This window comes from Streptomyces marokkonensis, assembly GCF_008312835.1.
GTDB classification, from domain to species: Bacteria; Actinomycetota; Actinomycetes; order Streptomycetales; family Streptomycetaceae; genus Streptomyces; species Streptomyces marokkonensis_A.
Map to the genome: position 1 here is coordinate 519,718 of NZ_VSKS01000001.1, position 21,977 is coordinate 541,694.

A 21,977-nucleotide genomic window follows, 5' to 3' on the forward strand; every position below is an offset into this window, starting at 1 on the left:
CGCGGGCACCGTCCCGGGCGGGGGCCGCGACCGGCGGCGGACGTGGCTCCCGCCGCCGTCCCGCAGCGGCTAGGTTGGGCCTCGTGCGATTGAGAGTGGAGTTCACGACCGAGCCCTTCGACCTCGACGAGGCGCCCGCGCACGCCGTGGTCGCGCGGGAGGTCGTCGAGGCGGCCGAGCTCGACGCGGTGGACGTCGGCCCGTTCGGCAACACCGCCGAGGGCGGCGCCGAAGCGGTGCTCGCCGCCGTGGACGCGCTGCTGCGCCGCACCCTGACGGCCGGCGCCACCCGTGTCTCGCTCCAGATCAACGTGGTCGAGGGGGGCGACCGGTGACCGGTGCCGGCGAGGACGCCTTCATCGCGGCGGTGAAGCCGCTGGTCGACGCCATGGGCGGCGAGATGGTCCCGCCGGACGAGGCGGGGGCCGACGACGTCGTGCTCTCCTGGGAGGGCGCGGCCGCCGTCGCCGTACGCCTGCCGCAGCTCGCCGACTCCCTCGACCACATCCTCGCGGCCCTGGAGCGCCGGAAGGGCATGCCGCTCGCGGACCTGGACCGCAGGGCGAAGCAAGAGATCGTACGCGGTCTGGAGGCGCGCGGCGCCTTCGCCGTGCGGCACGGGGTGGAGACCGTGGCGAGCGCGCTCGGGGTCAGCCGCTTCACCGTCTACAACTACCTGAACCGCGATAAGGGCGCCTGACGCTCCGCGTGACGGGTGCTCCCCTTCGGTCGCCCAAATTTTCAACAAACTGTTGACGTAGGGTCCGTGGCGGCGTTCACTGTCGGCACGCCCGTTCGCAGCACTAGGCCGTTCGCGGCCACGGAGGCTCCCGTGACGTCGACACCCACGCCCCCGGGCCTGGCCCGTTTCAACGCCCTGGACGAGCACGCGGCGCTCGCCGCACTCCACGAGGCCTGCGCCTCCACCACCTGGGCCCGGCGCCTGCTCGCCGGCCGCCCCTACGCCACCGCCGACGCCCTGTACGCCGCCAGTGACGCCGCCACGGCGGAGCTGACCGCGACGGACCTGGACGAGGCGATGGCGGGGCACCCGCCGATCGGCCGCCCCAGGCCCGGCGACCCGGCCTCCGCGCGGGAGCAGAGCGGGATGACCGGCGCCCCGGACGCGCTCAAGGCCGAGATGCTCGAACTGAACCTGGCCTACCAGGAGAAGTTCGGCCACGTGTTCCTCATCTGCGCCACCGGCCGGACCGGCGAGCAGATGCGCGACGCCGTCAGGGAACGCCTCGGCAACGCGCCGGAGCGGGAGCGCGAGATCGTCCGCACCGAACTGGGGAAGATCAACCGCATCCGGCTGGCCCGTCTCGCCGACGTCGAAGGGGACTGACGCACATGAGCACCGACACCACCGCCTCCGTGTCCACGCACATCCTGGACACCAGCGCCGGCCGCCCCGCCGAGGGCGTCGCCGTCCACCTCTCCGCCCGCCCCGGCCGCCGGGCCGACTGGCAGGCGCTCGGCGGCGGCGCGACCGACGCGGACGGGCGGTGCAAGGACCTGCCGGCCCTGCCGGAGGGAACCACCCACGTACGGCTCGACTTCGCCGTGGAGCCGTACTTCGAGGAGAAAGACGCGAAGAGGCAAGCCGATGCGCAGCAGGACGCCCCCGCGAACCGGGACGGCGGCGCCGGAGTGTTCTTCCCCGAGGTGGCGATCACCTTCGCCGTCGTACCGGGCGAGCACTACCACGTGCCGCTGCTGCTCAACCCGTTCGGCTACTCCGTTTACCGAGGGAGCTAGCACACCATGCCCACGATCCTGGGACAGAACCAGTACGGCAAGGCCGAGAACCGAGTCGTAAAGATCACGCGGGACGGCGCCACCCACCACATCAAGGACCTGAACGTCTCCGTCGCCCTGTCCGGCGACATGGAGGAGGTCCACTACTCCGGATCGAACGCGAACGTCCTGCCGACCGACACCACCAAGAACACCGTGTTCGCCTTCGCCAAGGAGCACGGCATCGAATCGGCCGAACAGTTCGGCATCCACCTCGCCCGGCACTTCGTCACCTCGCAGGAGCCCATCCGCCGGGCGCGCGTCCGCATCGAGGAGTACGCCTGGGAGCGCATCGAGGTCTCCGGCGAGGCCGAGCACTCCTTCGTCCGCAAGGGCCAGGAGACCCGGCTGGCACAGATCACCTACGACGGTGACACCTGGGAGGTCGTCTCGGGCCTGAAGGACCTCACGGTGCTGAACTCCACCGACTCCGAGTTCTGGGGCTACCTCAAGGACACGTACACGACGCTCAAGGAGGCCTACGACCGTATCCTCGCCACCTCGGTCTCCGGCCGCTGGCGGTTCAACTGGACCGGCGACGAGCAGCCGATGCCCGACTGGGACACCTCCTACGAGCAGGTCAGAAGGCACATGCTCCAGGCCTTCGCCGAGACCTACTCCCTCTCGCTGCAGCAGACGCTGTACCAGATGGGCGCGCGGGTCATCGAACACCGCGGCGAGATAGACGAGATCCGCTTCTCCCTCCCCAACAGCCACCACTTCCTGGTGGACCTGGAGCCGTTCGGGCTGAAGAACGACAGCGCCGACGGAGCGGTGTACTTCGCCGCCGACCGCCCCTACGGCCTGATCGAGGGCACCGTGCTGCGGGACGGCTGCGAGGCGCGGATACCGGTGGACCTCACCAACCTCTGACCGCACCACATTTCGGCACCCGTGGCCGGGGAACGCGGGGAGGACACGCGAACCGCACGGGCCCCCGTCCCGGCCACGGCACTCGAACCCCCTGGGTCCTGCCGTGCCCTCTCCCCGTACGCGAAAAGGACGCACCATGGCAGCAGACCGGCGCATCGTCATCGAGAACTGCGCGATCGCGACCGTCGACGCGAAGGACACCGAGTACGCCTCCGGGTACCTCGTCCTCGCCGGCAACCGCATCGAGTCGCTCGGCGCGGGCACGGCCCCCGAAGGCCTGGAGAACGTCGTACGCCGGATCGACGCGAGCGGGCATCTGGCGACTCCCGGCCTGGTCAACACCCACCACCACTTCTACCAGTGGATCACCCGGGGCCTGGCCACCGACCACAACCTGTTCGACTGGCTCGTCGCCCTCTACCCGACCTGGGCCCGCATCGACGAGCCGATGGTGCGGGCGGCGGCCCAGGGCTCGCTGGCGATGATGGCCCGCGGCGGCGTCACCACCGCCATGGACCACCACTACGTCTTCCCGCGGGACTCCGGCGACCTGTCCGGCGCCATCATCAGCGCCGCCCAGGACATGGGCGTCCGCTTCACCCTCGCCCGCGGCTCCATGGACCGCAGCGAGAAGGACGGCGGACTGCCCCCGGACTTCGCCGTGGAGACCCTCGACGACGCGCTCGCCGCCACCGAGGAGACGGTGCGCCGCTACCACGACGCCTCCTTCGACGCCATGACGCAGATCGCCGTCGCTCCCTGCTCGCCCTTCTCCGTCTCCACCGAACTCCTGCGGCAGGGAGCAGAGTCGGCCCGCCGGCTCGGTGTGCGCCTGCACACCCACGGTTCGGAGACCGTGGAGGAGGAGAAGTTCTGCCACGAACTGTTCGGCATGGGCCCGACCGACTACTTCGAGTCCACCGGCTGGCTCGGCGAGGACGTGTGGATGGCGCACTGCGTCCACATGAACGACTCCGACATCGCCGCCTTCGCCCGTACGGGGACCGGCGTCGCCCACTGCCCGTCCTCCAACGCCCGGCTCGCGGCCGGTATCGCCCGCGTCCCCGACATGCTCGCGGCCGGCGTCCCGGTCGGCCTCGGCGTGGACGGCACCGCCTCCAACGAGTCCGGCGAACTGCACACCGAACTGCGCAACGCCCTGCTCGTCAACCGCCTCGGCGCCCACCGCGAGGCCGCCCTGAACGCCCGGCAGGCGCTGCGCCTCGGCACCCACGGCGGTGCCCGGGTCCTCGGCCGGGCCGGCGAGATCGGCTCCCTGGAGCCGGGCAAGCTCGCCGACGTGGTGCTGTGGCGGATGGACACCCTCGCCCACGCCTCCATCGCCGACCCGGTGGCCGCGCTCGTCCTCGGTGCGGCGGCCCCGGTCACCGCGTCGTTCGTGAACGGCCGGCAGATCGTCGAGGACGGCCGGCTGCTCACCGCGGACGAGGACGCGATCGCCCGCTCCACCCGCGCCGAGGCGCGGCGGCTGGCCCGGATCGCCGCGCGGGGCTGAGCCCCACCGATGTCTCCGGCCGGGAGGGACGGCTCCCGGCCGGAGACCGCGGACCCCGTTTCCCGGGGCCCGCGGCGACCGTCTCCGGGGCACGCGTGGACGCGCGCCCCGGAGCCGGTCCCGTGCGGGAGCCGGCTGGGCTGACTGCGGAGGGCGCCTCACCGGCTGCTTTCTCCAGGACCGATGAGTTCGCGTACGCCGCGAAGTCATGAGCTGTCGACAGCCGACGACGCCTCCCGGAGGACGCATGCTCACCCACACGCCTGGCCCCGCCCCCGCCCGCAGCCTGGAGGTCCTCGGTGCCCGCCTGCACTATGAGGTGCGCGGGAAGGGCCCGCTCCTCGTGCTGGTCGGCGCGCCCATGGACGCGGGTGCCTTCGCTCCGCTGGCAGACCTGCTCGCCGCGGATCACACGGTGCTCACCACCGATCCGCGTGGCATCAACCGGAGCCGGCTCGACGACCCGGAGCAGGACTCGACGCCGCAGCTGCGGGCCGCGGATCTGTCCCGGCTGATCACCCACATCGACGCGGGTCCGGCGGTGGTGGTGGGCTCCAGCGGCGGAGCGGTCAGTGCCCTGGCGCTCACCCAGCAGCACCCCGAGCAGGTGCGCACGGTCGTTGCCCACGAGCCTCCCCTGATCGGACTGCTGGAGGACCATGCGCCGCTGCGCGCCGGAACCGAGCAGATGGTCGCCGCCTATCTCAGTGGCGACGTGATCGGGGCGTGGACGCGGTTCTTCGCCCAGGCGGGCATCGCCGTCCCGGAGCCAGTGGTGGAGCAGATGTTCGGCGGGGACCGCGACGCACGGCAGGTGGCGGACGAACGTCGCTGGTTCGCGCACGAGTTGCGTGCCACCACGTACTGGTCGCCCGACATCACCCGGTTGCGCTCCGCGCCGTGCCGCATCGTGGTCGGCATCGGTGAGGACTCCGCCGGTCAGCTGTGTGACCGCACCTCCCGCGCACTCGCGCAGGCACTGGACACGGAACCGACGGCGTTCCCCGGTGACCACACCGGCTTCGTCGACTCCCCGGAGGCCTTCGCCGACCGCTTGCGGACCGTCCTCCAGGGCAGCTGACGGAACGGGAGGACCCCGGCCTGTTGGGCCGGGGTCCTCCGCTGTGTCCGTGCGGCGCGGGGTCAGTGGCTGCCGGCGAGTTCGCCGGTGAGCTTGCCGTGGAGGTCGGCGCTGGGGTTGTTCAGGCCGGTGATCTCCACCGTCTTGCCGCGCTGCTCGTACTTCGTCTCGATCGCGTCGAGGGCGGCGACGGATGAGGCGTCCCAGATGTGGGCGGCGGAGAGGTCGATGACGACCCTTGCCGGGTCGCCGGCGTAGTCGAACTGGCCGACGAGGTCGTTGGAGGAGGCGAAGAACAGCTCGCCGGTGACCCGGTAGACGACCGTGCTGCCGTCGGGGTCGGTGACGGCGGTGACGTGGGCGAGGTGGGCGACCCGCTTGGCGAAGACGACCATGGCGGTGACCGTGCCGATGACGACGCCGATGGCGAGGTTGTGGGTGGTGACCACCGCGGTCACGGTGACGGCCATGACGGCGATCTCACCGGCGGGCATCCGCTTGAGGGTCACGGGTGCGACGGAGTGCCAGTCGAAGGTCGCGAAGGAGACCATGACCATGACGGCGACCAGGGCGGCCATGGGGATGTCGGAGACGACCGGGCCGAACACGATGCACAGCACCATGAGGAAGGAGCCGGCGAGGAAGGTGGACAGGCGGGTCCGGGCGCCGGACACCTTCACGTTGATCATCGTCTGGCCGATCATGGCGCAGCCGCCCATGCCGCCGAAGAACCCGGTGACGATGTTGGCGACGCCCTGGCCGATGGACTCGCGGGTCTTGGAGGAGTGGGTGTCGGTGATGTCGTCGACCAGCTTGGCGGTCATCAGGGACTCCATCAGGCCGACCAGCGCCATCGCGAACGCGTACGGGGCGATCGTCGTCAGGGTGTCCAGGGTGAACGGCACGTCCGGCAGGCCGGGTACCGGCAGGGAGGACGGCAGGGCCCCCTTGTCGCCCACGGTCGGCACCGCGATGCCGGCCGCGACCGTGATGACGGTGAGGATGACGATCGACACGAGCGGGGCCGGGATGACGGTGGTTACCCTCGGGAAGAACACCATCAGCGCGAGACCGCCGATGATCAGCGGGTACACCGGCCACGGCACGTCGTGCATCTCGGGCACCTGGGCCATGAAGATCAGGATCGCCAGGGCGTTGACGAAGCCGACCATCACCGAGCGCGGCACGAAGCGCATCAGCTTCGCCACCCCGAGTGCGCCGAGCACGACCTGCATGACACCGGCGAGGATGACGGCGGCGACCAGGTATCCCAGGCCGTACTCCTGGTTCAGCGGGGCGATCACGAGGGCGACGGCGCCGGTGGCGGCGGAGATCATCGCCCGTCGGCCGCCGACGACCGAGATGACCACGGCCATGGTGAACGAGGCGAACAGGCCGATCGCGGGGTCGACACCGGCGATGATCGAGAACGAGATCGCCTCGGGAATCAGCGCGAGGGCGACGACCAGGCCGGCCAGAACCTCCGTGCGCCAGACCTTCGGGTTGTTCAGCCAGTCCGGCTTGAGACCGCGCAGCCGCACGGCGGGAGTCACTGCAGCAGAAGACAAGAGGATGCGTACCTGTCGTGCTCGGGCACACCCCTACGTCAGGCCGGGGGCGTGCGGGAAGGACGAGCGAGGGCCGGGCCGGCACCACGCGGGCGGCCCACGGAGCGGGCCGGAAGTCGAGAGGGGGGACGCGAGGCGGGGCGGCGCGCACGGGCGGCCGGGCGGCTCACATCCGGGTGCGAAGGGTCACGGCGGGCAGGCGGCGGCGATGGGCGTCATGGGCTCGCGCACGCTCTCTCCCGCAGACATCGGATCCTCGCCGGGGGCGACATCGGCCCCGGAACGGCAGCAGCGGGGCAGCCGGGCCGCCCTCACCACCGATAACTCTACCCTAACGTTAGAGTAGGGGCCGGCAGGGTCGCACGGGACGCGGCCCGCCACGAGGAGAAGGGCCGGGGACGGCGTGGACGGCAAGCACATGCAGATCGGCGAGGTCGCCGCGCGGACGGAGCTGTCCCTGCGCACCATCCGGCACTATGAGGAGACCGGCCTGGTCATCCCCTCCGCCCGCTCCCAGGGCGGATTCCGCCTCTACACGGAGTCCGATGTGCAGCGGCTCATGGTCATCCGCCGCATGAAGCCGCTGGGCTTCACCCTGGAGCAGATGCGGGACCTCCTCGACGCCACCGACCGCCTCGACCGTGCCGGGACGGCCGACGGCGCCGAGCGCGAGGCACTCCTGGAGCGGGTGCGGACCTACGAACAGGACGCCCGCCGCAAGATCGAGGAACTGCGCGTCCAGCTGGTCCGCGCCGAAGACTTCGCCGCCACCCTCCGCACCCGCCTGGACGCCGCACACCGCGAGCAGGGCGCCTCGGCCTGACCGCCGGCCGGCGTCGCGCGCCGCACACCCGCTAGGACGCCCGGGCCGCCGCCACTTCCTGGCGCAGGCGGGGGAGCATGTCGTGGTACACGCCCGGGCAGAGGGTGTCGCCGTAGTCCTTGTGGCCGTAGAGCTGTGCGGAGGGGATGCCGTACCGCGTGCACACGTACGCGCACAGGGTCACCAGGACCTCCCACTGGGCGCCGGGCGGCACCGCGCCCGCGTGGTAGGCGCCCTCGCACGCGATGCCGATGGCCTGGTTGTTCTGCCCGGAGGTGTGGGAGCCGAGCACGAAGGTCCGCCCGCCGGTGAGGGCCTGGAGGCTGCCGTGCCGGCCCTCGGTGATCCAGCCGCCCCGGCTGACCAGGAAGTGGTAGCCGGTGTCGGCCCAGCCGTTCTTGTCCAGGTGCAGGTCCTGGACCCAGTGGGCGTGGGCGTGCGCCTGGGCGCGGGAGAAGTCCGAGGTGTTGGTGCTCACCGTGTGGTGGATGACGATCCTGCTCGGCCGGTACTGCAGGACGCTGATGTTCCCCTGCGGGGACCGGGCGTCCCAGTCCGCGGTGCTGTCGATGTCCGGCTCGATGACCTCGGCGTCCCGCGCGTGCGCGGTGCCCGGCAGGGCCGCGGCGGCGGCCAGACCGGCCGCGCCGGAGAGCAGGAGGCGGCGCCGGAGGGCGTTCTCGGGATGCACGATCACTCCTCGTGGAGGGAGGGGGTGGGGGAGCGGGCGGAGCCGGCGACCGACGGCCGCCGGCTCCACCGCGTGATCGCTCACGTGCCGGGGACTACACGGTCACGTGTTGTTGGCGAGCGCCAGGAGCCGGTCGCGGGAGCCGTTGAACTGGTTGCGGTCCACGTTGCCGGAGACACCGCTGACCGAACCGGTGCTGGTGTACTGCCACACCGTCCAGGTGGGGAATCCGCTGGGGATGGTCGGGGACGACGCGGTGGTCCAGTGCGCCACCCACAGCGGGCTCTTGCTGTACATGCCGGTCCAGTTGCCGGTGCAGGTGTTCCACCAGCCCGCCGTCGTGTAGATGACCACGTCACGGCCGGTGCGCGACTTGTAGGTGGCGTAGAAGTCGTTGATCCAGGTGCGCATCTGCGTGGTGGACAGGCCGTAGCACATCGCCCCGTACGGGTTGTGCTCGATGTCCAGGACGCCCGGCAGGGTCAGGTTGTCGCGCGACCAGCCGCCGCCGTTGTTGACGAAGTAGTTCGCCTGGGTGGCGCCGCTGGAGACGTTGGGACGCGCGAAGTGGTACGCCCCGCGGATCACGCCGGCGCGGTAGGCGGCGGGGTAGTTCGTGTTGAAGCTCGGGTCCTTGTACGTGGTGCCCTCGGTCGCCTTCATCCAGGCGAACTGGATCCCGGAGTTGCGTACCGAGGTCCAGTTGATGGCGCCCTGCCAGTGCGAGACGTCGATGCCCTGGACGCCGTCGGTCGGGGCCATGACGCCCATCGACGGCTCACCGGCGGGAACGCCCTCGTGGATGCGGGTGCCCACACCCATGTACGCCTCGCCGGGCTTGACGTTGACGCGGTCCCGGTCGGGCTGGGGTGCGGCGGTCGCGCCGCCGGCGGCGGTCGCCGTCAGCGAGAGGGCGGCGCCGAGGACGCCGAGCGCCGTGGCGATCCGTCTGCGGGGGCCGATGAAGGGTCTGGGGAGAGAGAACATGGGGGACTGCCTCCTGACACACGTGGGGATGAGCGAAGGAGGTGACGTCGGCCGCTGCCACCTGGGCAGATCCGTGCTTTTTGACGTGCGCGCGTCATTAGTTACGCACGTAGATTCCAGGCCTGTAAAGAGCCTTCGTTCCTCTCTGGTGGTCTGGTCCACTGTAGGAGCGGATGGCCTGGAAACTTGGGAACCCGGCGGCGGAAACTTTCAGCGCGTGAAACCCCGGCTACAGTCCGAACAGGCCGGGGTCCTTCGCCAGGTCCCGGAAGACGTCCTGCGGACGCGGCAGGAGCTTGCGCTGCTTCAGGTCCATCAGCCCGCCGACGCCGGTGAGCTCGGCCGCCACCGTGCCGTCGGCCCTGGTGATCGTCTGCTCGATGGTGAAGATCTTGCCGCCGCTCCAGACGAAGGCGCAGCTCACGTCGGCCTCGTCACCGGCGAGCAGTTCCCGCTTGTAGCGGATGGTGGTCTCCAGGGCGACCGGTCCCACGCCCTGCGCTATCAGGCGGGACTGGGTGATCCCCGCCGCCTGGAGCAGCGACCAGCGCGCGTGCTCCGCGTAGTTGAGGTACACGGCCTGGTTGAGGTGGCCCTGTACGTCGGTCTCGTATCCGCGCACGGTCACCCGGACGGAGAACGGCTCGCTCACTGCGTCTGTCCCTTTCACGCCTGTTCGGCTGGCTGCCCGACCCACCGATCTTGGCATGCCGCTCAGACCCGGCGCGGGGAGGCCAGGAGATAGCGCGCCCGCGTCCTCGGCTCCGTGTACTCCCCGGCCTGCCAGCCGGCCCGCTCCAGAGTGACCGCGCAGGCCCGCAGCGCCTCGCCGTCCGGCTCGTACACGGCGACCGCCTCCGGCTGCGGAGTCTCCCGTACCCGGTAGCCGCCCTCTTCCGGGTCCGCACCCGCCGGGCGGTGTCCGGCGGCCTCCAGGGCGAGCGCGGCGGCCCGCACCAGGTGCGAGCGTTCCCATCCGCAGGGCCGGTCCGTCGCACCGTCGGGATTGGTCATCCGGCGCAGCTCCAGCATGCCCTGCCAGGCGCTCCGCACCTCCCGGAGCCGGGCGGCGCCGTCTCCGGGAGGTGATTCCTCGCCGCCCGCCCGCGCCGCGAACCCGCCGGCCGCGGCCGGCCGCTCCACCGGCCCGGGTTCGGGCTCCGCCTCCCGTGTCCGGTGACCCGCCGGGGTGAGGAAGTGATCGTGCGGCGGTCTCGGATGCCGGAAGGCGAGCCCGCGCTTCACCAGCGCGGCGAGCTGTGCCGGCGTACCCGTCAGCCGCCCGGTGCCGGGATCGGCGGCGTCGACGATGCGGCGCTGCGCGGCGGTGAGCGGTCGGGTCATCGGCGTCCGGAGGCGTACGGGAGGAACGCGGCCCACTGCTCGGGGGCGAAGGTCAGGCGGGGGCCGTGTATGTGCTTGGAGTCCCGGACGTGGATGGTTCGGGGGGCGACGGCGACCTCTACGCACTCGGGGCCGTCGGCGGTGCTGTAGCTGCTCCTGAACCACTCCAGTGCGGAACCGTGCTCCGTGGAGGGGCTGGTCATCATGTCTCTCCCAACACTTTCTCGATGAAGGCGAGCGACTCACGAGGGGTGAGGGCCTGGGCCCGGATGACGCCGTAACGGACCTCGCAGATCTGGATCTCCTTGACGTGCGAGATCAGCCGACTCGTGAGCTGCACTTCGTTGTGAGCCACCGTAACTCCCTCCTTGAGTCGCAGGAGTTGGAACGATCCGTCGATACCGGCGTGATCCTCACGGTCGGTGGGCATCACCTGGATCTCCACGTTCCGCCGCCGACCGACCTCCAACAGGTGTTCGAGCTGCTTGCGCATGACCATTCTGCCCCCGAGCGGGCGGCGCAGTGTGACCTCTTCCTGGACGAAATTGAAGACCGGTGCGGGCTGCCCGTTGAAGATCTTCTGGCGTGCCAGGCGTCCCTCGACGAGCTCGCTCACCTGATCTTCGGAGAAGGGAGGCCGCCGCATGCCGTAGAGGGCTCTGGCGTACTCCTCGGTCTGGAGCAGGCCGTGCACGACGGAGTTGGCGTAGGCGCACAGCTCGAAAGCCTCTGCCTCCAACTTCGCGTGGTCCCGCACCTTCTTCGGGAACCGGGCGTTGGTCACATCCTTTTTCAGGCCCGAGATCAGGCCGCCCGCTTCGAGTACGCGGTCCGCCGCGTCGAGGAACTCCTCCATCGGGGCCCTGCGCCCGCGCTCCACGGACGACACCTGCTCCTCGCTGTATCCGATGGCCGTTCCGAGACCGGCCTGGGTCATGCCCTCCCGCTCCCTGCACATCTTGATGACCCGCCCGACGGTCCGCAGAACGGCCGCCGACTCCTCGTCCGCGCCGTAAGGTTCCACACTCACGTCCCCACACCTCCCAGTGCCGCCCGTGCTCAACCCGCCACCGGTGCGCGGGGTCACGCGTCGCGGCCCGGACAGAGCCGGACAGCTCCCGTACCGTGGCCGTGCGTACCGGCGTCGTGGCTGTTCAGGGCGGAGTCCGCCGACGACGCTGAGTGACATGAACGTCGACATTGCCCCGACCGCCGAACACACCGGCCCCGCACGTCACTTCACCATCCGGCTCTCGGCCACCGCCCGGGGCGCACGCCTCGCCCGGCACCTGTCGGCCGAGCAGCTCGCCTCATGGGGCTGGCCGTACGACAGCGAGGCGAATCGCACGGCGTCCCTGCTGGTGGGCGAACTGGCCGCGAACGCGGCGGTGCACGGGCACGTGCGCGGCCGCGACTTCCGGCTCCGCCTGACGCTCCACCCGCAGGACGCCACGCTCCGCATCGAGCTCACGGACGCCCGGCCGGAGCGGCGCCCACCGACACCCGGCACGCTGACCCCCGCCGGACCCGACACGGAGTCCGGTCGCGGCCTCCTCCTCGTCGAGGCGCTGGCGTCCCACTGGGGAACGACCGCGGGGGACGTGTACACCAAGACGGTGTGGTGCGAGGTCGTCCTGGGGTGAGCGGCCCCGCCTACTGCCGGTACCCGCCGAGGAACCGGCCGATCCGGCCGATCGCCGTCTCCAGGACGTCCGCGTGGGGGAGGGTGAGGATGCGGAAGTGGTCGGGGGAGGGCCAGTTGAAGCCGGTTCCCTGGACGACCTGGATCTTCTCCCGGAGCAGCAGGTCGAGGACGAACTTCTCGTCGTCGTGGATGCGGTGCACCTTGGGATCGATGCGCGGGAACGCGTACAGCGCCCCCTTCGGCTTCACGCAGCTCACGCCGGGGATCTCGTTCAGCTTCTCCCAGGCCGTGTCCCGCTGTTCGCGCAGGCGTCCGCCCGGCGCGGTCAGCTCGCGGATGGACTGCCGGCCGCCCAGCGCGGCCTGGATGGCGTACTGCGCGGGCGCGTTGGCGCACAGCCGCATGGACGCCAGCATGGTCAGGCCCTCGAGGTAGTCCCTCGCGTGCTGCTTCGGGCCGGTGACGACCAGCCAGCCGGAGCGGAAGCCCGCCACGCGGTAGGTCTTGGACAGGCCGCAGAAGGTGAGGACGACCAGGTCGGGGGCGAGCGCGGCGGCCGAGTGGTGCACGGCGCCGTCGTAGAGGATCTGGTCGTAGATCTCGTCGGCGAACACCATCAGTCCGTGCCGGCGGGCGAGGTCGAGGATGCCCTCGACGACCTCCTTCGGGTACACCGCGCCCGTGGGGTTGTTGGGGTTGATGATGACCACGGCCTTCGTGCGGTCCGTGATCTTCGCGGCCATGTCGTCCAGGTCCGGGTACCAGTCGGCCTGCTCGTCGCACAGGTAGTGCACGGCCTTGCCTCCGGCGAGGTTGGTCACCGCCGTCCACAGGGGGAAGTCGGGGGCGGGGATCAGGATCTCGTCGCCGTCCTCCAGCAGCGCCTGTACGGCCATCGACACCAGCTCGGACACGCCGTTGCCGAGGAAGACGTCGTCCACGTCGACCTCGAGGCCGAGGGTCTGGTAGCGCTGGGCGACCGCGCGGCGGGCGGAGAGGATGCCGCGCGAGTCGGTGTAGCCGTGCGCCCGGGGGAGCATCCGGATCATGTCCTGGAGGATCTCCTCCGGCGCCTCGAACCCGAACAGGGCCGGATTGCCGGTGTTCAGGCGCAGCACGCTGTGCCCCGCCTCCTCCAGCGCGTTGGCGTGCTCGATCACCGGACCGCGGATCTCGTAACAGACCTCGCTGAGCTTGCTCGACTGCCGGAACTCCATGCGCCCCTCCGGATTCTGGTGTTGCTTGGTTTTACCAAGTAGGAGCTTGGAAAGTCCAACAACATGTCTAGACTGCGTCGCATGTCACCACGCCGAAGCTACGACCAGTACTGCTCCGCAGCCCGCGCGCTCGACACCGTCGGCGACCGCTGGACCTTGCTGATCGTCCGGGAACTCCTCGCCGGACCGCGGCGCTACACCGACCTGCACGCGGACCTGCCGGGCGTGAGCACGGACGTACTGGCCTCACGGCTGAGGGACATGGAGCGCGACGGCCTCACCACCCGCCGCAGGCTCCCCCCGCCCGGCGCGGCCTACGTCTACGAACTCACCCCGCGGGGCGGTGCGTTGCTGCCCGTTCTCCAGGCCCTCGGCGCCTGGGGGGAGACCGAACTGGGCGAGCGGCGCCCCACGGACGCGGTACGGGCCCACTGGTTCGCCCTGCCTCTGCTGCGTGCCCTGGACGGCGGGACGGGCCTGGTCGAAGTCCACCTGGAGGAGGGGCGGTTCCATCTGCACGCCGGTGCGGGGACCGGCCCCGTCTACGGCGACGGCCCCGCCCCGGCGGAGCCCGACGCCCTTCTCTCCCTGGACACCGCCACCTGCACGGCCATCAGCCGCGGCGAACTGCCCCTGACCGACGCGATCCGCGCGGGACGGGTCGAGGTGAAGGGCGACGGCACCCTCGCCGAGGCCCTGCGGGAGGCGTGAGCGGAACGACGGAAGGCCCGCGCGCGGCGGGCCTTCCGGGAGTGCGTCACGCGGTCGGCGGTACCCCGGGCGGGCGGCCGGAGCCGCGGGTCAGGCGGTAGCCGGCGACGCCCGCCAGGGCGGCAAGCGCGCCGCCCACCGCGGTCCAGATCCAGCGGTCGGACCACCAGCCGGAGGTCCAGCCGTCCTCGGGCTCCAGGCCGGCCAGCACGGCCGGGTCGTCGTCCTCACCGTCCGGCCCGGAACGTGTGGCGATGCCCGGTACCAGCGGCTCGGACAGCGCGCCGTCCACCGCCGCCGCGCCGCCCATGTCCCTGGACCCGACCCGCAGTTCGGCCTCCACCGGCTGGCCCAGGTCGGCCGTGGACAGCCGCAGCGCCGTGAGGCGGACGTAGTACGTGCCCGGCAGCGGGTCGTCGGCCCACGGCTCCGACCAGGCACGGACGGTGCGCAGCACGCACTCCAGTTCCACGGAGGCCGCGTCCGCCCCGGCCGTGCGGGTCTGCGCGCCGTACTGGCAGGCCTGGCGGCGGCGCAGACCGTCGTACACGTCGATCTGCCAGGTCTCGGCCGCGTGGCTCTCGGGCAGCTTCACCGTCGCCCTCACGGTGGGGCGCTGCCCGGCGTCGGCCGGGAACGACCAGTACAGGTAGTCGCCCGTGGAGGCGCGCGCGGTGGCGGTCTGCCCCTGCTCGACCTCCGTCGCGGTGCGGAACGAGGTGCCCGCGCGGGTGGGTCCCCCACCGTCCCCGGACGCCTCCGGGGACGGCGAGCCGTCGGCCGCGGCGGGGGCGGCGGCCAGTCCGAGGGTCAGCAGGGCGACGCCCAGTACACGTATGGCGCGCATCAGTGGGTCCTCCAGACAGCGAACCGCCAGCGGGACAGCCAGCCCCAGAGAAGGCCGGCGACGAAGCCGGTGAGTATCAGCGCGCCGAGCAGCCACCAGCCCCGGCCCAGACCGAAGGAGGCCACGTCGTCCGCCCCGTCCGGACCGTCCACGACGTCGACGGTCAGCTCCAGCGGAAGGCCGGGTGTGGTCTTCACCCCGGAGTCCGCCGAGAAGGAGTGGGTGACCGCCAGGCACACGACCTCGGCGGCCGGCTTGCCGCTGTCGTCGTCGTCCCGCTCGGGCTTCGGGTAGCGCAGACCGGTGGAGAGGACATCGGTGCGGCCGGTGCCCGCGGCCTCGCCGCGCACGATCTCCCGGCCGTGCACCGTGACGGCCCGCAGCAGCACGCCGTGGTCCGGGCGCACGGCCCGGTCCGCCGCCACGCTCACCGAGGCGCGCAGCTCCTGCCCCGGCAGAACCTCCACGCGGTACCAGCGCTGCTGCCCGAACTCCTCGCGGTCGGTGTAGAGACCGGACCGCAGCGTCGGGGCCTTCGCGCACGTGCCGGCGCCCTGCGTGGCCACCGGCGTCACCACCGGTTCGGCCGCACGGTCCACCAACTCGTTGACGCGGTCGGTGAGTTCGTCCTGGTGCTCGACGGAGGTGTAGGTACCGCCGGTCGCCTCGGCGATGCAGCTGAGCTGCCGGCTGAGCTTGGCGTTCGGCACCAGGCCCAGGGTGTCGATGGTCAGGCCGATGCCCTTGGCCGCGATCTCCCGGGCCACCTCGCACGGGTCGAGCGGCGCGCAGGTGTCCTCGCCGTCACTGATCAGTACGATGCGCTTGGAGCCGTCGCCGCCCTCGAGGTCGTCGGCCGCCTTCAGCAGGGCGGGGCCGATCGGGGTCCAGCCGGTCGGGACGAGCGTGGCGACCGCCGTCTTGGCCTCGGTGCGGTCCAGCGGGCCGACCGGGTAGAGCTGCGCGGTGTCCTTGCAGCCCTCCTTGCGGTCGTCGCCGGCGTAGTTCGCGCCCAGGGTGCGGATGCCGAGCTCGACCTCCTCCGGAGTGGCGTCCAGCACCTCGTTGAACGCCTGCTTCGCCGCCGCCATCCGGGACTGGCCGTCGATGTCCTTGGCCCGCATGGAGCCGCTCACGTCGAGGAGCAGGTTGACCTTGGGCGCGTCCTGGCCCGTGGGTTCATCGGCGGCCGCCCCGGCCGGGAGGACGAGCCCGGCCGTCAGTGCGGCGAGCAGGGCGCAGACGCCTGCCACCGGCCGTTTTCTTCTGATCATCGGCGGATCCTATTGACCAGGGGGTCCGGTGACAAAAAACCTTAGGGAGCCGGGCTGCCGGCGCCACGTCAGGTCCGGCACCCCCGTGTCGGTGGCGGCTGCCAGGATGACTCTTATGACCATCATGCATGTGGCCCGGCACGAGATCGGTGGGCGGAGTGCCGAGCAGGCCCTGACGGACATCGAGCGACGCACCTTCGGCCACTGGCACACGCTGCAGTACGACTGCTACTCCGACGCGCGGTTGCAGGCCATGCGCGACGACCTCCTCGACCACGTGGCCGCCCGCAGCGTGGCGGACCCCCACCTCGGCGCCGCACCGTCCGTCGTCCTGGACACCGCGGCGGAGTGCGCCCTGGGACGCCTGGACCTCGGATGCTTTCCGGGCGGCGACCAGGAGATCCGGTTTCCGCTGATCGGGGAGAGCATCAGCAGCGAGGACACCGACTTCGAGGCCGTCGTCGAGCACGCGGCCACCGCGGGGGACTGGCTCGACGCCTTCGCGTTGTGCCTGATCAGCGGCCTGATGTGGGAACAGGGCCGCGTCATCGGGCTGATGCTGCGCAGTGACCACGCCTCCGCGATCCGCGACGGGCTGCCGCACTCGAAACTGCGCTCCGTGTCGGACCCCGGCGAACTGGCGGAGATGGAGACCCTCGCCTGTTACCTGGCCCGGGCGAGTGGTCACCTGCCCCGGGACTGGCCGGCGGTGCCGCTGTGCATGCCGGAGGTCGACGAGCGACTCGACGGGGCGCTGCTACTCGGCGGGCTCGGCGCGCTGACGCCCGATCAGCGCCTGCTGCGTGTGCTTCTGGAGGACAACCAGCCGGCCTTCGAACGGGCCCTGGCGGACCGCCTGGTCCGGCACCGGGAGAGCACACCCGCCGACGCGCCGCCCCGCAGCCTGCTGCCCCACAGGACCATCGCCCTGGCCGCCCTGGCCGTCCAGGTGCACGGCTGGGACCTGCGCGTGCGATCCGGATACCTGCCGGAGGCGCTGCTCCGCGCCCCCGCCGACGCACCGGCGGTCGTCCGATAGGAACGCCGCGTCAGGCGTGAAGAGGGTTGGGCAGCTCGGCCCACTGGTCCCCGGCCGTCCGCGGTGACAGCCGCATCAGCGTCAGGGCCTTCGCGGGCAGCGGTTCGTGCAGCAGCGCGGCCACGTCCGGGGTGCGCGGCAGATCCCGTACGGCACTCTCCAGAGCCGCGCGCAGGACGGGGCCGGAACCCGCCGTACCCGCCAGCGCGCCCGCGACGAGGGAGCCGAACAGCTTGCGGCGCAGCGTGCGTTCGTCGTCCGTGACCATGCGGGCGGGCAGCTCGGGCAGCGGCACGCCGTGCCGGGCCAGCCGGGCCGGCCCGACCCGCAGATCGGCCAGATCGCGATACACCAGCCGCACCGGATCCCCGTCCGGCGACAGCACCACCAGCAGGTTCTGGCCGTGCGCCTCCAGCGCCACCCCCATCTCCAGCAGCCGCAGCCCGACGGTCAGGGCGAGCCCCGCGAACCGGCCCAGCCACTCCCCGGAGCGGGCCGGCCCGGTGGTCGCCAGCGCCGCCACCGGGACGACCCGCTCCCCGGGCCCGGCGTACTCCTCGGGCGACTCGCGCAGCACCGCCGCGAGATCGGGGGACCCCGCCGCGACCGCGCCCAGCGTGCGGGTGACGTGCAGCAGCCCGTCCGTCCGTGCCGCCACCGCCTCCCCGAAGTCCGACAGCGCGGCGGACGCGGCGACCGACCCGAGCGAGATGTCCCGCACCGAGGACGTCAGCCTCGCGCTCAGCGCCGTCTTGACGTGCGGCCCGTCCGGCAGCGCCAGCGTGCGCAGCGCCATCAGCGGATGCGCCGCGAGCCGCCGCCCGCCCGTCCGCTTGAGCACGTGCGCCGCCTGCCAGGGATGCACCGGGATCACCACCCGCCCCGCCTCCCGCAGCCACGCCGGCCACACCCCCGTCACCAGGCACTCCCCGTCCGGCACCGGTACCAGCACCAGCTCCACCAGGGGCCCGTGCTCGGGCCCGTAGGCCAGTTGCTCGGCCACCGAGAACCCCGGCCGGGAACGGCAGCCGGGGTGGAACGGATGCCCGTCGACCACCCGCTGCTCCCACTCCCAGTCCCGCGTCGGCCACTCCTGCGGGTGAACCCGCCGCCCCGCCCGCGACAGCGCCAACGACGCCGCACTGTGCCCGAGTTCGGCGGCGAGGAGGGCCGAGTGCGGCACGGCGAGATCCGTCATCAGCCGCACCGGGTCGTCGTAGGCCGTCCCGTCCAGCCGCACCTCCGTGACGTACGCGCCCGTCGCGTACGGATCGGCCCGCGGGCCGCGCAGCCGCCGCCCGTCCGCCAGCCGTAGGGTGAGCCCGCCGCCCCCCGCGTCCCGCCGGACGATCCACGGCAGCGGCTCGTGCGCGAGACCACGCCACAGCCGGGTCAGCACGGCCGCGCGGGCACCGGGCAGCTCGCCCGTGTAACCGGGCACGAGACCGGGCCGTACGGCGGTCAGCTCGTCGGCGATCTCGGCCTCGGCGGTGGGGGAACGGTGCACGGGCGGACTCCTCGGGGTACGCACGGGGTGGAACGTCCGGGGGACGACGACAGACATACTGATCGTCTCCGCCGCACAGACCGTAGGGAACCAGAACGCGTGGACCTCACCCCTCCGCCCGCGGACGGCGACGCGGCGAACCGCGCCGCCCTCGCCGGACGTGCCGACGCGTACGCGGCCGTGCCGCTGCTCAACTGCCTGCTGCGCGAGGTGGCCCGGCCCCTGCCCGGCCCGGAACCCGCACCGGACGGCGACACCCACCGGACGTACCGGCTCCCCGGGGTGAACCGGCTGCTGCGGGTGCGCGGCACCCGCCGCCCCGCCGGCCCCGAGGTGCGCACGGCGGGCGCATGGCACCGCGTGGGCCACACGGAGCTGGTGAAACTCGTCGCCGAGGAACTGCGCCGGAGCACCGGCCTGTCCAACCATGAACTGCCCGCGGAGATGCTCGACAGCAGGGACGCCGTGGCCGCCCTGCTCGACGCCCGCGAGCGGGCCGCACCGCCCGAGGACCCCTATCTGCGCTCCGAGCAGTCCCTGCTCACCGGCCACACCCACCACCCCGCCCCCAAGGCGAGGGGCGGCGGCCCCGCGGCCGCCTGGCTGCCGTACGCCCCCGAGGCGTACGCCCGTTTCCCGCTGACGCTGCTGGGCGTGCGCCAGGACACGGTGGTGGAGGAGGGCGACACCGCGGCCCTGGACCGCCTGGGCACCGCTCCGCCCGGCTACCGTCTGCTGCCCGCCCACCCCTGGCAACTGGACCTCGCGGCCCGCGACCTCGCCCCCGCCTTCGCCGACGGCCGCCTGGTCCGGCTGGGCACGACCGCCTTCCCGGTGTGGCCCACCGCGGCGATCCGCACCGTGTACGCCCCCGGCGACGACCTGTTCCTGAAGTTCAGCCTGGACGTGCGCATCACCAACGACATCCGCCGGCTGTGGCGTCACGACCTGCTGAGACTGCGCGCGACGGACACGGCCGCGCGGTCCGCCTTCGCCGGGTACGGCGGCCCGGCGGCCCCGGCCTGGCTGAGCGACCGAGGCCACCGCACCGCGGACTTCGCCTTCGAGCAGCTGGCCGTCGTCGTGCGCGACGGACTGCGTGGGCACCTGGCGCCCGGCGCCACGTGCTGCCTGGCGGCCGCGCTGGCCGAGGGCTTCGCCGGCGACCCCCTCGCCGGCACGTCCCGCCCTCACGCGTGGTGGGAGGCGTACCTGTCCCGCGTGGTGCCCCCGGTCCTGACGGCCTTCGCCGGGCACGGCGTCGTCCTGGAGGCCCACCTGCAGAACACGCTGATCGCCGTGGACGGTGACGGTATGCCCGTCCAGGCACTGTTCCGGGACGCCGAGGGCGTGAAGCTCCTCCCGCGGGCGGCCGGCGGGGCACCCGCGCCCACGGTGTCCCGGGAGGCCGGCTGGGAACGTCTGGTGTACTGCCTGGTCGTCAACCACCTGATGGAGATCGCCGCCGCCCTGGCCGACCGCCACCCCGGCCTCGACCCCTGGCCCGCCGTCCGCCGCGAACTGGCCCGCCACGACCTGCCCGAGATCCCCGCCCTCCTCACCGCCCCCACCCTCCCGGCCAAGACCAACCTCCTCCTGCGCTGGACCGCGGCGGACGGCGCGGACGCCCGCTATCTGCCCCTGCCCAGCCCGCTGACGGGCGGGTGAGAGCCGGCGCCGGCGTCGGTGCGGTCACAGGCGCGACTCGGTCGGTGCGAGCGGCAGCCGCGCGGTGACCTCGAACCCCCCGCCCGCGGTCGGCCCGGCGGTGAGGTCTCCGCCGAGGAGCCGGCAGCGCTCGCGCATGCCCGGGATCCCCCGGCCGGTCCTGGCCGATCCGTCCGCGCCGTGGCGGGACGGCGGGGCCGCGGCGGCAGCACGAGCGGGGACGGGACTGCTGCGCTCATGGCCGGGAGCATACTGCCGGGGCGGGCAGGGTCGCGTCCGCGTCCGTCCGCGTCCGTCCGCGGCGACGTGCGCGGTCGGGCGCCGGCTCCGTCAGCGGATCCGGGCAGGAACGGCCGTCCGCCGCCGGACGCCCCCGGGCCGCCGGCGCGCTCTTCCCCGGCTGCCGTGCCGGGTTACCATGCCCCTTTCATGCCGAGGCCCGGAGCAGGGGGCGCACGCACAATGCTGAGAGAGGTCACCGCGGCCCGCTACGTCACACCGCTGCGGTCCGGCGGCTCCGTCCCCGCCGTCGTCGAGGCCGACGACCTCGGTACCTACGTCGTGAAGTTCACCGGATCCGCGCAGGGGCGCAAGGCGCTGGTCGCCGAGGTGATCGTGGGGGAGCTGGCGCGGGCGCTCGGGCTGCGGTTCCCCGAGCTGGTGCTGGTGCACTTCGATCCGGCGGTGGCGGACAGCGAGCCGCACCAGGAGGTGCGGGACCTGCACGCCGCCAGCGCCGGGATCAATCTCGGCATGGACCATCTGCCGGGCGCCCGGGACTTCACCCCGGAGATCGCCGAGGTCTTTCCCGTCGATCCGCTGGAGGCCGGGCGCGTCGTCTGGCTCGACGCCCTGACGGTGAACGTGGACCGGACCGTGCACAGTTCCAACCTGGTGGTCTGGCCGACGCTCGGCGTCGCACCCCCGCGGCTGTGGCTGATCGACCACGGGGCCGCGCTCGTCTTCCACCACCGCTGGGAGGGCTCCGACCCCGCCAAGGCGTACGACTTCCGGCACCACGCCCTCGGTCATTACGGACCCGACGTCCGCGCGGCGGACGCCGAGCTGGCGCCTAAGGTGACCGAGGAGCTGTTGCGGTCCATCGCCGCGGAGGTTCCCGACGACTGGCTGGCGGGCGACTCCCGGTTCGCCACGCCCGACGAGGTCCGGGAGGCGTACGTGGCGTACCTCCACGCGCGCGTGCGGTCGTCGCGGGACTGGCTGCCCACCGACTTCCCCACCGCGCGGCAGCTGGCCGAGGAGAACGCCCGGCGTGCGGCGCGGACCCGGCAGGGGCGGCCCGACTGGCTGAAGCGCGTTCCGGACCTGCACGGCAAACCGGCGGCGGAGCAGGACTGGTCGGTGCACCTGGGGTGACGGCGGACG

General features: G+C 72.4%; 24 protein-coding genes and 1 pseudogene. 13 read left to right on the forward strand and 12 right to left on the reverse strand.

Features of this window, described 5'->3' with window-relative positions:
• The first annotated feature begins 83 nt into the window (after nucleotides 1-83).
• The 7 genes from F1615_RS02275 to F1615_RS02305 all read left to right on the forward strand — a co-directional run bounded on the left by F1615_RS02275 (nucleotide 84) and on the right by F1615_RS02305 (nucleotide 5,270).
• Nucleotides 84-335 carry a hypothetical protein gene (locus F1615_RS02275; protein WP_149547127.1) on the forward strand — a complete coding sequence of 84 codons (252 nt, stop codon included), beginning with the start codon at nucleotides 84-86 and terminating at the stop codon, nucleotides 333-335.
• The gene (locus F1615_RS02280) at nucleotides 332-700 is read left to right on the forward strand and encodes a helix-turn-helix domain-containing protein (protein ID WP_149547128.1); all 369 of its coding nucleotides are present in this window, start codon (nucleotides 332-334) and stop codon (nucleotides 698-700) included. The genes F1615_RS02275 and F1615_RS02280 overlap by 4 nt, the downstream gene beginning before the upstream one ends.
• Before the next feature lie 132 nt (nucleotides 701-832).
• Entirely contained in the window at nucleotides 833-1,348 is a 516-nt protein-coding gene (gene uraD / locus F1615_RS02285; RefSeq protein ID WP_149547129.1) for a 2-oxo-4-hydroxy-4-carboxy-5-ureidoimidazoline decarboxylase, read from the forward strand.
• Between the two features lie 5 nt (nucleotides 1,349-1,353).
• Nucleotides 1,354-1,761 carry a hydroxyisourate hydrolase gene (gene uraH / locus F1615_RS02290; protein WP_149547130.1) on the forward strand — a complete coding sequence of 136 codons (408 nt, stop codon included), beginning with the start codon at nucleotides 1,354-1,356 and terminating at the stop codon, nucleotides 1,759-1,761.
• 6 nt (nucleotides 1,762-1,767) lie between these two features.
• Nucleotides 1,768-2,673, forward strand: a complete 906-nt coding sequence (pucL, locus tag F1615_RS02295) for a factor-independent urate hydroxylase (RefSeq protein WP_149547131.1) — start codon at nucleotides 1,768-1,770, stop codon at nucleotides 2,671-2,673.
• Nucleotides 2,674-2,809: 136 nt separating this feature from the next.
• Nucleotides 2,810-4,189 (forward strand): 8-oxoguanine deaminase, encoded by a 1,380-nt coding sequence (locus F1615_RS02300; RefSeq protein ID WP_149547132.1) that lies wholly within the window; start codon nucleotides 2,810-2,812, stop codon nucleotides 4,187-4,189.
• Nucleotides 4,190-4,436: 247 nt separating this feature from the next.
• A complete protein-coding gene (locus F1615_RS02305; RefSeq protein ID WP_149547133.1) occupies nucleotides 4,437-5,270 on the forward strand; it encodes an alpha/beta fold hydrolase in 834 nt (277 codons plus the stop codon).
• A 62-nt stretch (nucleotides 5,271-5,332) separates the two neighbouring features.
• Here F1615_RS02305 and F1615_RS02310 read toward each other — a convergent pair whose 3' ends face one another.
• A complete protein-coding gene (locus F1615_RS02310; RefSeq protein ID WP_149547134.1) occupies nucleotides 5,333-6,838 on the reverse strand; it encodes a SulP family inorganic anion transporter in 1,506 nt (501 codons plus the stop codon).
• 403 nt (nucleotides 6,839-7,241) lie between these two features.
• Between F1615_RS02310 and F1615_RS02315 the strand changes: the two genes are divergently transcribed.
• Nucleotides 7,242-7,661, forward strand: coding sequence for a MerR family transcriptional regulator (locus F1615_RS02315; RefSeq protein WP_208818228.1), 420 nt, complete (start codon nucleotides 7,242-7,244; stop codon nucleotides 7,659-7,661).
• Nucleotides 7,662-7,692: 31 nt separating this feature from the next.
• Here F1615_RS02315 and F1615_RS02320 read toward each other — a convergent pair whose 3' ends face one another.
• The 6 genes from F1615_RS02320 to F1615_RS02345 all read right to left on the reverse strand — a co-directional run bounded on the left by F1615_RS02320 (nucleotide 7,693) and on the right by F1615_RS02345 (nucleotide 11,713).
• Complete coding sequence (locus tag F1615_RS02320; RefSeq protein ID WP_149547135.1) at nucleotides 7,693-8,352, reverse strand: peptidoglycan recognition protein family protein; 660 nt, start codon at nucleotides 8,350-8,352, stop codon at nucleotides 7,693-7,695.
• Nucleotides 8,353-8,454: 102 nt separating this feature from the next.
• The gene (locus F1615_RS02325; RefSeq protein WP_149547136.1) at nucleotides 8,455-9,339 is read right to left on the reverse strand and encodes a lysozyme; all 885 of its coding nucleotides are present in this window, start codon (nucleotides 9,337-9,339) and stop codon (nucleotides 8,455-8,457) included.
• Between the two features lie 229 nt (nucleotides 9,340-9,568).
• Complete coding sequence (locus F1615_RS02330; RefSeq protein WP_149547137.1) at nucleotides 9,569-9,991, reverse strand: acyl-CoA thioesterase; 423 nt, start codon at nucleotides 9,989-9,991, stop codon at nucleotides 9,569-9,571.
• 62 nt (nucleotides 9,992-10,053) lie between these two features.
• The gene (locus F1615_RS02335) at nucleotides 10,054-10,683 is read right to left on the reverse strand and encodes a hypothetical protein (protein ID WP_149547138.1); all 630 of its coding nucleotides are present in this window, start codon (nucleotides 10,681-10,683) and stop codon (nucleotides 10,054-10,056) included.
• Nucleotides 10,680-10,886 (reverse strand): DUF397 domain-containing protein, encoded by a 207-nt coding sequence (locus F1615_RS02340; protein WP_149547240.1) that lies wholly within the window; start codon nucleotides 10,884-10,886, stop codon nucleotides 10,680-10,682. Before F1615_RS02340 ends, F1615_RS02335 begins: the two co-directional genes overlap by 4 nt.
• Complete coding sequence (locus tag F1615_RS02345) at nucleotides 10,886-11,713, reverse strand: helix-turn-helix domain-containing protein (RefSeq protein WP_149547139.1); 828 nt, start codon at nucleotides 11,711-11,713, stop codon at nucleotides 10,886-10,888. Before F1615_RS02345 ends, F1615_RS02340 begins: the two co-directional genes overlap by 1 nt.
• A 157-nt stretch (nucleotides 11,714-11,870) precedes the next feature.
• On the opposite strand from F1615_RS02345, the gene F1615_RS02350 reads away from it, so the two are divergent.
• The gene (locus tag F1615_RS02350; RefSeq protein ID WP_149547140.1) at nucleotides 11,871-12,326 is read left to right on the forward strand and encodes an ATP-binding protein; all 456 of its coding nucleotides are present in this window, start codon (nucleotides 11,871-11,873) and stop codon (nucleotides 12,324-12,326) included.
• A gap of 10 nt (nucleotides 12,327-12,336) precedes the next feature.
• On the opposite strand, the gene F1615_RS02355 is transcribed toward F1615_RS02350, so the two are convergent.
• Nucleotides 12,337-13,545: a pyridoxal phosphate-dependent aminotransferase gene (locus F1615_RS02355; RefSeq protein WP_149547141.1), complete on the reverse strand. Its 1,209-nt coding sequence runs from the start codon at nucleotides 13,543-13,545 to the stop codon at nucleotides 12,337-12,339.
• Between the two features lie 81 nt (nucleotides 13,546-13,626).
• On the opposite strand from F1615_RS02355, the gene F1615_RS02360 reads away from it, so the two are divergent.
• Nucleotides 13,627-14,256, forward strand: a complete 630-nt coding sequence (locus F1615_RS02360) for a winged helix-turn-helix transcriptional regulator (RefSeq protein ID WP_149547142.1) — start codon at nucleotides 13,627-13,629, stop codon at nucleotides 14,254-14,256.
• Nucleotides 14,257-14,302: 46 nt separating this feature from the next.
• On the opposite strand, the gene F1615_RS02365 is transcribed toward F1615_RS02360, so the two are convergent.
• On the reverse strand, nucleotides 14,303-15,103 hold the full coding sequence (locus tag F1615_RS02365; protein ID WP_149547143.1) for a hypothetical protein: 801 nt from the start codon (nucleotides 15,101-15,103) through the stop codon (nucleotides 14,303-14,305).
• The gene (locus F1615_RS02370; protein ID WP_149547144.1) at nucleotides 15,103-16,377 is read right to left on the reverse strand and encodes a VWA domain-containing protein; all 1,275 of its coding nucleotides are present in this window, start codon (nucleotides 16,375-16,377) and stop codon (nucleotides 15,103-15,105) included. Before F1615_RS02370 ends, F1615_RS02365 begins: the two co-directional genes overlap by 1 nt.
• A gap of 115 nt (nucleotides 16,378-16,492) precedes the next feature.
• On the opposite strand from F1615_RS02370, the gene F1615_RS02375 reads away from it, so the two are divergent.
• Nucleotides 16,493-17,416: an immunity 49 family protein gene (locus F1615_RS02375; protein WP_244328611.1), complete on the forward strand. Its 924-nt coding sequence runs from the start codon at nucleotides 16,493-16,495 to the stop codon at nucleotides 17,414-17,416.
• Nucleotides 17,417-17,426: 10 nt separating this feature from the next.
• Here F1615_RS02375 and F1615_RS02380 read toward each other — a convergent pair whose 3' ends face one another.
• The gene (locus F1615_RS02380) at nucleotides 17,427-18,923 is read right to left on the reverse strand and encodes an IucA/IucC family protein (protein WP_149547145.1); all 1,497 of its coding nucleotides are present in this window, start codon (nucleotides 18,921-18,923) and stop codon (nucleotides 17,427-17,429) included.
• A 99-nt stretch (nucleotides 18,924-19,022) separates the two neighbouring features.
• On the opposite strand from F1615_RS02380, the gene F1615_RS02385 reads away from it, so the two are divergent.
• Nucleotides 19,023-20,591, forward strand: coding sequence for an IucA/IucC family protein (locus F1615_RS02385; RefSeq protein ID WP_149547146.1), 1,569 nt, complete (start codon nucleotides 19,023-19,025; stop codon nucleotides 20,589-20,591).
• Nucleotides 20,592-20,615: 24 nt separating this feature from the next.
• Here the strand turns inward: F1615_RS02385 and F1615_RS02390 are convergent.
• Nucleotides 20,616-20,792: pseudogene (locus F1615_RS02390) on the reverse strand (sensor histidine kinase); the annotation flags it as partial.
• 261 nt (nucleotides 20,793-21,053) lie between these two features.
• Here F1615_RS02390 and F1615_RS02395 point away from each other — a divergent pair.
• Complete coding sequence (locus tag F1615_RS02395) at nucleotides 21,054-21,968, forward strand: HipA family kinase (RefSeq protein ID WP_149547147.1); 915 nt, start codon at nucleotides 21,054-21,056, stop codon at nucleotides 21,966-21,968.
• Nucleotides 21,969-21,977 lie beyond the last annotated feature (9 nt).

Bases quoted from the DNA above. Each gene is read 5' to 3' on its own strand.
- F1615_RS02365 (WP_149547143.1), bottom strand. From the start codon at position 15,103: ATGCGCGCCATACGTGTACTGGGCGTCGCCCTGCTGACCCTCGGACTG.
- F1615_RS02375 (WP_244328611.1), top strand. From the start codon at position 16,493: ATGACCATCATGCATGTGGCCCGGCACGAGATCGGTGGGCGGAGTGCC.
- F1615_RS02305 (WP_149547133.1), top strand. From the start codon at position 4,437: ATGCTCACCCACACGCCTGGCCCCGCCCCCGCCCGCAGCCTGGAGGTC.
- uraH (WP_149547130.1), top strand. From the start codon at position 1,354: ATGAGCACCGACACCACCGCCTCCGTGTCCACGCACATCCTGGACACC.
- F1615_RS02395 (WP_149547147.1), top strand. From the start codon at position 21,054: ATGCTGAGAGAGGTCACCGCGGCCCGCTACGTCACACCGCTGCGGTCC.
- F1615_RS02335 (WP_149547138.1), bottom strand. From the start codon at position 10,683: ATGACCCGACCGCTCACCGCCGCGCAGCGCCGCATCGTCGACGCCGCC.
- F1615_RS02355 (WP_149547141.1), bottom strand. From the start codon at position 13,545: ATGGAGTTCCGGCAGTCGAGCAAGCTCAGCGAGGTCTGTTACGAGATC.
- F1615_RS02325 (WP_149547136.1), bottom strand. From the start codon at position 9,339: ATGTTCTCTCTCCCCAGACCCTTCATCGGCCCCCGCAGACGGATCGCC.
- F1615_RS02360 (WP_149547142.1), top strand. From the start codon at position 13,627: ATGTCACCACGCCGAAGCTACGACCAGTACTGCTCCGCAGCCCGCGCG.
- F1615_RS02300 (WP_149547132.1), top strand. From the start codon at position 2,810: ATGGCAGCAGACCGGCGCATCGTCATCGAGAACTGCGCGATCGCGACC.
- pucL (WP_149547131.1), top strand. From the start codon at position 1,768: ATGCCCACGATCCTGGGACAGAACCAGTACGGCAAGGCCGAGAACCGA.
- F1615_RS02350 (WP_149547140.1), top strand. From the start codon at position 11,871: ATGAACGTCGACATTGCCCCGACCGCCGAACACACCGGCCCCGCACGT.
- F1615_RS02370 (WP_149547144.1), bottom strand. From the start codon at position 16,377: ATGATCAGAAGAAAACGGCCGGTGGCAGGCGTCTGCGCCCTGCTCGCC.
- F1615_RS02340 (WP_149547240.1), bottom strand. From the start codon at position 10,886: ATGACCAGCCCCTCCACGGAGCACGGTTCCGCACTGGAGTGGTTCAGG.